This is a genomic window from Pseudomonas hydrolytica (assembly GCF_021495345.1).
Lineage (GTDB): Bacteria > Pseudomonadota > Gammaproteobacteria > Pseudomonadales > Pseudomonadaceae > Aquipseudomonas > Aquipseudomonas hydrolytica.
The window spans coordinates 3,271,383-3,279,152 of record NZ_CP099397.1 but is presented as its reverse complement, the minus strand read 5'-3'; the positions used below and the strand labels follow the sequence as shown (position 1 = coordinate 3,279,152).

Here is a 7,770-nt window from a genome sequence, read left to right as displayed (position 1 = left end):
GAATCATCCTCCGTCAGGGGAGCCAAGTCGATGCGGACTGGCTTCCCGCCGCCAGGAATGCCGGCCATTTCAGCGGCTGCCTAATCGTTCCACAGCAGAGCGGACCCCTTTAACGGGTAATGGCGAGGTCGTATCAAATTGCCATCTAAATGATAAAAATTACTATTTAGTTTTGCATTGATATTAGTTAGGCTAGCCAGCGTTTTTTGACAGGCCAGCGGATTGGCTGGCGGTATCGGGGGAGAAGATGATGTCGAAAGCAGTGCAGGGTGCTGGACGTTTTCAACTGAAGTGCCTGGCCGTGGTGATTGCTGCCACATGCCACGGGATGGTTCAGGCGCAAGAGGATCAGGTGACGCTGCCGTCACAGACGGTCACCGGCGAGCTGGACCGCCCGCAAGGCCCGGATTACGGCTACAAGGCCGAGAAAAGCCTGACCGCCAGCAAGACCAGCACGCCGCTGTCGGAGACGCCTCGTTCGGTGTCGGTGGTGACCCGCAAACGCATCGAAGACCAGAAATCGCAGAGCCTCACCGATGTGTTGGGCTACGTGCCGGGTATCTTCGCGCCACCCTTCGCTGCCGGTGATGGTCTGGCAGGTGACCTGTTCTTCATCCGCGGTTTCAACGCCACCGACTATGGCTACGGCCTGCTGCGCGACGGTTTGCGCGTGCAGGGCAACCGCTACGACACCACCAGCGAGCCCTATGGCCTGGAGCGGGTAGAGGTGTTCCGTGGGCCGACCTCGATTCTCTATGGGGAGAACGCGCCGGGCGGCCTGGTCAACCTGGTCAGCAAACGCCCGACCGCCGCCCCGCAGGGCGAAGTGCAGCTCAGCTATGGCTCCAACGACCGTCGCCAGCTCAATCTGGATGTCTCCGGGCCGTTGAATGACAGCGGCAATGTGCTGGGGCGCGTGGTGATGGTGGGCCGCGAGGCCGATACCCAGGTCGATCACGTGCAGGACAACCGCATCTATATCGCCCCGTCGCTGACGCTGAATTTCGACGATTTCAACAGCCTGACGCTGCTGTCGACCTACCAGAAGGATCGCACCAAGCTTGAGTTGGGCTTGCCGGCAGCGGGCACGCTGCTGAAGAATCCCAATGGCAAGATCGACAAGGACACCTTTCTCGGTAACAAGGACTGGAACACCTTCGAGCGTGAAGTCTGGACTCTGGGTTACGAGTTCACCCATCGCTTCAACGACGACTGGCAGTTCCGCCAGAACTCGCGCTACATGCAGTCGCGCATCCAGCGTAACGAGATCTGGCCGGGGGCACTGAACAACGCGGGCTTCGGCACCAACGTCAGTACCCAGGCGTACGATCGACACAACAAGTCCATCACCTATTCGCTGGATAACCAACTCGAAGGCAAGTTCGACACCGGTGCCCTGCAGCACACGCTGCTGGTCGGCGCCAGTTTCGACCGTACTTCCTTCAACCAGGACTGGAGTGCAGGGTTCGGCCCGTCGATCAACGTATTCAATCCGGTCTGGACCAGCGAGCCGACCACGCCGTTCACCATCCAGAACTCGCAGCTCGATCAGCAGATGACCGGCCTCTACAGCCAGTTGCAGAGCAAGTACGAGAACTGGATCTTCCTGCTTGGCGGTCGTTTCGACAGGGTCGATAGCCAGTACCGCAACAAATTCGACGCGACCAGCCCGGTCAGCAACGCAGCCTCCGACCTGGACTACACCGACCGCGACTTCACCTGGCAGACCGGTGTGATGTATCAGTTCGAGAATGGTCTGTCGCCCTACGTCAGCTACTCCACCTCTTTCGTTCCGGTGCAGCAGACCACCAGCGCCAGCGGTCCTCTGGATCCGATCACCGCCGAGCAGTACGAGGTGGGTCTGAAGTACGAGCCCAAGGGCTGGAACACCATGTTCACCGCTGCCGTATTCGATCTGCGTAAGGAAAATGACGTCTATTTCGAGGCGGGCATCAATGACTACCGCCAGGTCGGCGAAAGCCGCTCCAAAGGTGTCGAGTTGGAGATCAACAGCGATATCAGTGCCAACCTGAATGTCACCGCGGCTTATACCTATACCGATGCACGTATTACCAAGGATGCGCCGGGCTCGCGGCTCGAGGGCAACCAGATGACCGGCGTGCCACGCAACCAGGCCTCGATCTGGGCCAACTACCGCTTCCTCGATGGTGCGCTGCGCGGTCTGCGTCTGGGCGGCGGCGTGCGCCACTTCGACAGCACCTTCGCCTACACCGCCGAAAGTCTCTACGGCAAGCTGGACACCGGCGACGTGACCCTGGTCGATGCCGCCATCGGCTACGACATCGACGAGAACTGGTCGGTCGACCTCAACGCCAAGAACCTCTTCGATCAGGAGTACGTGGCAGGCTGCAACAACGCCGGGCGCTGTTACTGGGGCGATGAGCGCACCTTCCTCGGTACCGTGTCGCTGCGCTGGTAAGTGGCAACCGAGTGGGCAAACCAAGGCGAGGGGGCAACCCTTCGCCTTTTTGCATAGGTAAGGACAACGGATGACGAGTTTGAGTCGCCCCGGGCAGTCTGCCGCTGCCCGTGGTTTCGGTCATGCTGGCCTGGCGCTGCTGGGGCTCGCGCTGCTGCTGGCCATGCTGCTGTGGCAGGGCGTGTTGCGCCATCCCTGGCCAACGGCCGAGGCCTGGTTGGCGCCGCTGTCGTCGCAGCCGTCGCTCGACGGCCTGCTGCTGTGGTGGACCCAGCTGCCACGCGCCTTTGCCGGAGTGCTGGTGGGCGCCTGCCTGGGCGTTTCCGGAGCGATCATGCAGCTGATCACGCGCAACCCGCTGGTGTCGCCGGATCTGCTCGGCATCACCGCCGGGGCGCAACTGGGTGTGATCCTCGGCATGCTTCTGCCTGGCGTCCTGGGATTGCCGCTGGTCTTCGTCGGCGGGCTGCTGGCGGCCTTGTTCACCTTTCTGATGGCAGGCGGCTGGAACACCTCGCCGCTACGCCTGACCCTGGCCGGGGTGGCGGTGGCGCAGACCTTTGCCGCGCTGATCGCGCTGTTTCTCAGCCTCAACGACCAGGCTGCGATGGTGGTGTCGCTGTGGAATACCGGTTCGCTGCAGCAGTTGGGCTGGGGCGCGATGCATCCGGCCCTTTACCTGTTGCCGCTGATTGCCCTCGCTCTGCTGGTGCTGATGCGGCCGATGAACCTGGTCGTGCTGGGCGACGGGCAGATGCGCTCGCTGGGGCTTTCGCCGGCCTGGCTGAAAGGGCTGAGCATCGCTCTGGGTAGCCTGCTGGCGGCGCTGGCTATTCATCTGGCTGGCCCCTTGGGCTTTATCGGGCTGATCACGCCGAATCTGCTGCGCTTTGCCTTCGCCGTGGTGCGACCGTCTCGGTTGATTCCCTTGTGCGCGATCTGGGGTGCATTGCTGACGGTACTCGCCGACGCGCTGGTGGCGGCGGTGGAGCCCTGGTTCCAGTTGCCGCTGGGGGTGCTGTCGGCGGTTCTCGGTTCGCTGGCGATCCTCTTGCTGCTGCGTTACGGGCGCCGCGCGCCGGTGGCGGCGGTCACGGCGAGCATGCCGGGCGAGAACCGGGCCATGCGCCTGCCGCTGTGGTCGTTCGTCGCGCTCGCGGTGCTGATCTGCCTGGCGCTGCTGGTAGCGGGCACGGCGCAGGGCGAATCGGGCGTCTGGTCGTTCTGGCAGCGAGTGTGGAGCGGCGAGCCCATGGCCATGACGCTGCTCGATCTGCGCCTGCCGCGGCTGCTGGTGGACATGGCCGCCGGGGCGCTGCTGGCGACCGCGGGCATGCTGTTGCAGGCGGTCACGCGCAACCCGCTGGCCGGTCCGGAAATTCTCGGGGTTAGCCAGATGGCGGCACTGGTGGTGCTGCTCGCACTGATCTTCATGCCCGAGCTGGCCGTTGCCTGGCGCTTCCCGCTGGCCTGGCTGGGCGCCGGCCTGGCGCTGGTGATCGTCATCGGCCTCAACCTGCGTCATGGCCTGGAGCCGCTGCGCGTGACGCTCACCGGCTTTGCCATCAGCGGCGTGGTACTGGCCGTGGTGAGCCTGCTGATGGCGCAGTTCACCAGCAATATCGCCCAGGCGCTGATCTGGATGGTGGGCAGCAGCTACGGGCGTACCTGGAGCGATCTGCAGGCCATGCTGCCCTGGCTGGTGATCGGCCTGGCGCTGTGCGCGGCGACCACGCGCTGGATGGATCTGCTGCAGCTGGGCGACGGCGTGGCCGGCAGCCTCGGGCTGTCGGTGCCGAGCCGGCGGGTGTTGCTGATCGTGCTGGCCAGTGCATTGATTGCAGCGGCCGTGGCGGTGGTCGGCCCGGTGGCGTTCATCGGTTTGCTGGTGCCACATGGCGTGCGCTTGCTGGGCTTTCATCGTGCCCGTCAACGTTTGCTGGCTGCGCCGCTGCTGGGCGCGACCCTGCTGGCTTCGGCTGATTTGCTCGGGCGCGTGCTGCTGGCGCCGCTGGACATCCCGCTGGGAATCGCCATGGCCGCCATCGGTGCACCGTTGTTCCTGCTGCTGCTCAGCCGCGTCTATTTCAGTGACAAAAGGAGCTAGTGCGGTGGCGATGCGTCTTGTCTGTTGCCTGCTGCTGGTCTGTCTGGCGCAGGGCGCCTGGGCGACCGATGCACAACTGGTGGCCCGGCAGTCGGCCGGCGCTGGAGAGGCGCCGCAGCGGATCGTCAGCCTCGATGAGCTGAGTACCGAGCTGCTGGTGTCGCTGGGGATCGAGCCGGTCGGCGTGGCCAACCTGGCCAGCTATCGCCGTTACATCGGTATCGGCAACGACCTGCTCGAGCGCAGTGTCGCATTGGGCAGCGCGCAGCAGCCCAATCTGGAGGCCATCGCCCGGCTCGAGCCGGACCTGATCGTGGGTGTGGCCTACCTGCACCTGCCGTTGTTCGAACGTCTCGATGGCCTGGCACCGACCCTCATCTATCAGGTGTCGCTGGCATCGGCAGGCTATGACGGCGTGGCCATCGGCGAGGCCATGCTGGCGCATCTCGGGCGTCTGACCGGGCGCCAGGCGCAGGCTGCTGCCGTCATCCGCGAAGGCCAGCAGGCGCTGGCTGCCGCACGTCAATCCGTGCGTGAGCGAGATCTGCAGGGCGAGCCGGTTGCCGTGCTCTATCCGCTGGTGCAGCAGGGCAGTTTCATCGCCCTCAACCAGCAGACGCTGATCGGCAGCCTGATGAATCGCCTGGGGGTACGCTCGCCCTGGACGCTGCGCTCCGCCCACAGCCTGCACCGGCGCATCGATATGCGCAGCTTCGCCAGCGAGCCGGGACTGCGCGTGCTGTTCATCGGTGGGCAGGAGCGGGCGCCGTTCTTTGCCAGCCCCCTGTGGAAGGCGCTGCCAGTCGCCCAGCAGCAGCGTTACGCCTTTCTTCCCACGCCGTACTGGACCTTTGGTGGCCCACGTTCGACGGCTGCTATCGCGACCCAGGTGCGCGAGGCGATCGAGGCGATGAATCGTTGAATTTTGTTCTTAGCCATTCGTCCTTTAAGAGGAGCCTGGCGGCTATCACTACTGGCCAGGGGCAAGTCACTTTCACAGAGGTCATCGCATGAGCTTCGACAACGAGAACGCGCGCTTTCTGGTCGTGATCAATCATGAGCAGCAGTATTCCATCTGGCCCGAATACAAGGCCATTCCCGAAGGTTGGTCGGCCGTGGGCGTGTCCGGCGACAAGGCCACCTGCCTGGCCCACATCGAAGAAGTCTGGACCGACATGCGCCCGCTGAGCCTGCGCCAGGCCATGGCGTGAACAGCGACCTGCGGGGAGCGCGACGATGAATCAAGTGACCGATCTGGCGCAGGCCGCCCTGAGCATCGAAGCCGGCCTGCCCATGCGCGTCAGCCCGTTGCAGGTCGGGCAGGGCTTGCACGAACATCTGCCGACTTTGCAGCAACTGGTGGCCGAGCATCTCGAAGTCAGTGGTGGTCTGCTGTTCAGCGGTTTCGCCGATATCGATGTGGCCAGCTTCCAGCAGTTTGCCGCGTCCTTCGGCCATCCGCTGCTGAGTTACGAGTTCGGCTCCACGCCGCGTAGCCGGGTCAGTGCAGGCGGGGTGTATACCTCCACCGAATTTCCCGCCCATCGCCCGATTCCGCTGCATAACGAGCAGGCCTACACCACCGAATGGCCGCTGCGCATCTGGTTCTATTGCGCCCAGGCGGCCGAGCAGGGCGGCGAGACACCGATTGCGGACAGCCGTGAGGTGTTCCGGCGTATCGATCCGGCCATCCGCCAGCGCTTCGCCGAGCGCGGCCTGCTTTACGTGCGCAATTACGGCAATGGTCTGGATCTGCCCTGGCAGCAGGTGTTCAACACCGAGGATCGCCAGCTGGTCGAGCAATACTGCCGCGCGCGACGTATCGACTTCGAATGGCTCGGCGATGACGAGCTGCGTACGCGCCAGCTTTGCCAGGGCGTCGCCCAGCATCCGCGTACCGGTGACTGGGTCTGGTTCAACCAGGCGCACCTGTTCCATCTGTCGGCCCTGGATGCCGATACCCAGGAGGTGCTGATCGATGCGGTCGGTCTTGAGGGGCTGCCGCGTAATGTCTACTTCGGCGACGGTACGCCCATCGAGGCGAGTCTGCTGGATGAGGTGCGTGGCGTGCTGGACGCCTGCACCATTCGCTTCCCCTGGCGCGACGGCGATATTCTGATGCTCGACAACATGCTCACGGCCCATGCCCGCGATCCCTTCAAGGGGCCGCGCAAGGTGGTGGTGGCGATGGCCGAGGCCTACGGCCAGGAGGGCTTCCAATGAATGCATTGCCGCTGCCTGACGGGCGCGTGCTGCAAGGCGAGTCTCGCGACTCTGCGATCTGGCTGTCCTGCGACGGTCGGCCGCTGATACAGCTGCGCATTTGTGAAACCAACGCCGTGCAGGTGCAGGAAGTGGCCACGGCCGATCTGGCCGATGCGCTGTGGTGCGCCAGCTACTGGTGGCTCGCCGCTTATCCGCAGGCGCCACGTCTGGTCTGGCAGGGGCTGGATCAGCAGGCGCTGCAGGCTTGTGGTGACTGGCTGCGCGACGATGCCGGCACGACCAGCGCGCAGGTCGAGCGCAGCCTGTTCTGGCAGTTGCCGCAGCCCTGGCTGCGTCAGGCACTGCCGCCTTATCCGCAGCGGATGGTGATGAGCGACGGCAAGCGTCATCCGCGGCGCCGCGCCAAGCCCCAGGGCGAGGTCTACCGGCGCTTCGATGCGCGCCTGGGCGCCTGGATATCCCTGCGTACGCTGGACATCGAACAGGACCTGGAGCGCTTCAATCGCTGGCAGAACACGCCGCGCGTTCTGCATTTCTGGCATGAGGGTGGCGATCTGGTCCAGCACCGCAGCTATCTCGAGACCATCGCTGCCGATCCGCATGTCTGCAGTCTGATCGGCTGCTTCGACGATCAGCCCTTCGCCTACTTCGAGCTCTACTGGGCCAAGGAAGACCGCATCGCGCCTTTCTATGTCGCCGACGACTATGATCGCGGCATTCACATGCTGGTGGGTGAGCAGGCGCATCGCGGGCCGCACAAGGTGGCCAGCTGGCTGGCGGCGCTGACCCATTACGCCTTTCTCGACGATCCGCGCACCCGCCTGGTGGTAGCCGAACCGCGCGCCGACAACGCGAAGATGATCGGCTATATGCAAACGCTGGGTTACTACCGGGAAAAGGAGTTCGATTTCCCTCACAAGCGCGCGGCGCTGATGGCCATCGGTCGCGAGCGATTTTTTGATAGCGGGGTACTGTGTTGAACGCATCGGGAATCGTT

6 protein-coding genes are annotated in these 7,770 nt (G+C 64.1%); all 6 read left to right on the top strand.

The annotated features are described in order from the left end of the window. Positions 1-328 precede the first annotated feature (328 nt). The 6 genes from L1F06_RS15245 to L1F06_RS15220 all read left to right on the top strand — a co-directional run bounded on the left by L1F06_RS15245 (position 329) and on the right by L1F06_RS15220 (position 7,753). Entirely contained in the window at positions 329-2,440 is a 2,112-nt protein-coding gene (locus tag L1F06_RS15245) for a TonB-dependent siderophore receptor (RefSeq protein ID WP_129482288.1), read from the top strand. Between the two features lie 70 nt (positions 2,441-2,510). After that, positions 2,511-4,547, top strand: a complete 2,037-nt coding sequence (gene fhuB / locus L1F06_RS15240; protein WP_129482166.1) for a Fe(3+)-hydroxamate ABC transporter permease FhuB — start codon at positions 2,511-2,513, stop codon at positions 4,545-4,547. Between the two features lie 10 nt (positions 4,548-4,557). Beyond that, positions 4,558-5,469 (top strand): iron-siderophore ABC transporter substrate-binding protein, encoded by a 912-nt coding sequence (locus L1F06_RS15235; protein WP_129482167.1) that lies wholly within the window; start codon positions 4,558-4,560, stop codon positions 5,467-5,469. A gap of 88 nt (positions 5,470-5,557) precedes the next feature. After that, positions 5,558-5,758 carry an MbtH family protein gene (locus L1F06_RS15230; RefSeq protein ID WP_003247048.1) on the top strand — a complete coding sequence of 67 codons (201 nt, stop codon included), beginning with the start codon at positions 5,558-5,560 and terminating at the stop codon, positions 5,756-5,758. Between the two features lie 25 nt (positions 5,759-5,783). Further along, positions 5,784-6,770: a TauD/TfdA family dioxygenase gene (locus L1F06_RS15225; protein WP_129482168.1), complete on the top strand. Its 987-nt coding sequence runs from the start codon at positions 5,784-5,786 to the stop codon at positions 6,768-6,770. Continuing rightward, on the top strand, positions 6,767-7,753 hold the full coding sequence (locus L1F06_RS15220; RefSeq protein WP_129482169.1) for a GNAT family N-acetyltransferase: 987 nt from the start codon (positions 6,767-6,769) through the stop codon (positions 7,751-7,753). Before L1F06_RS15225 ends, L1F06_RS15220 begins: the two co-directional genes overlap by 4 nt. The last annotated feature ends 17 nt before the right edge of the window (positions 7,754-7,770 follow it).

Excerpts from the sequence above, each read along its gene's own strand:
- L1F06_RS15245 (WP_129482288.1), top strand. The coding sequence starts at position 329 with ATGGTTCAGGCGCAAGAGGATCAGGTGACGCTGCCGTCACAGACGGTC.
- fhuB (WP_129482166.1), top strand. The coding sequence starts at position 2,511 with ATGACGAGTTTGAGTCGCCCCGGGCAGTCTGCCGCTGCCCGTGGTTTC.
- L1F06_RS15235 (WP_129482167.1), top strand. The coding sequence starts at position 4,558 with ATGCGTCTTGTCTGTTGCCTGCTGCTGGTCTGTCTGGCGCAGGGCGCC.
- L1F06_RS15230 (WP_003247048.1), top strand. The coding sequence starts at position 5,558 with ATGAGCTTCGACAACGAGAACGCGCGCTTTCTGGTCGTGATCAATCAT.
- L1F06_RS15225 (WP_129482168.1), top strand. The coding sequence starts at position 5,784 with ATGAATCAAGTGACCGATCTGGCGCAGGCCGCCCTGAGCATCGAAGCC.
- L1F06_RS15220 (WP_129482169.1), top strand. The coding sequence starts at position 6,767 with ATGAATGCATTGCCGCTGCCTGACGGGCGCGTGCTGCAAGGCGAGTCT.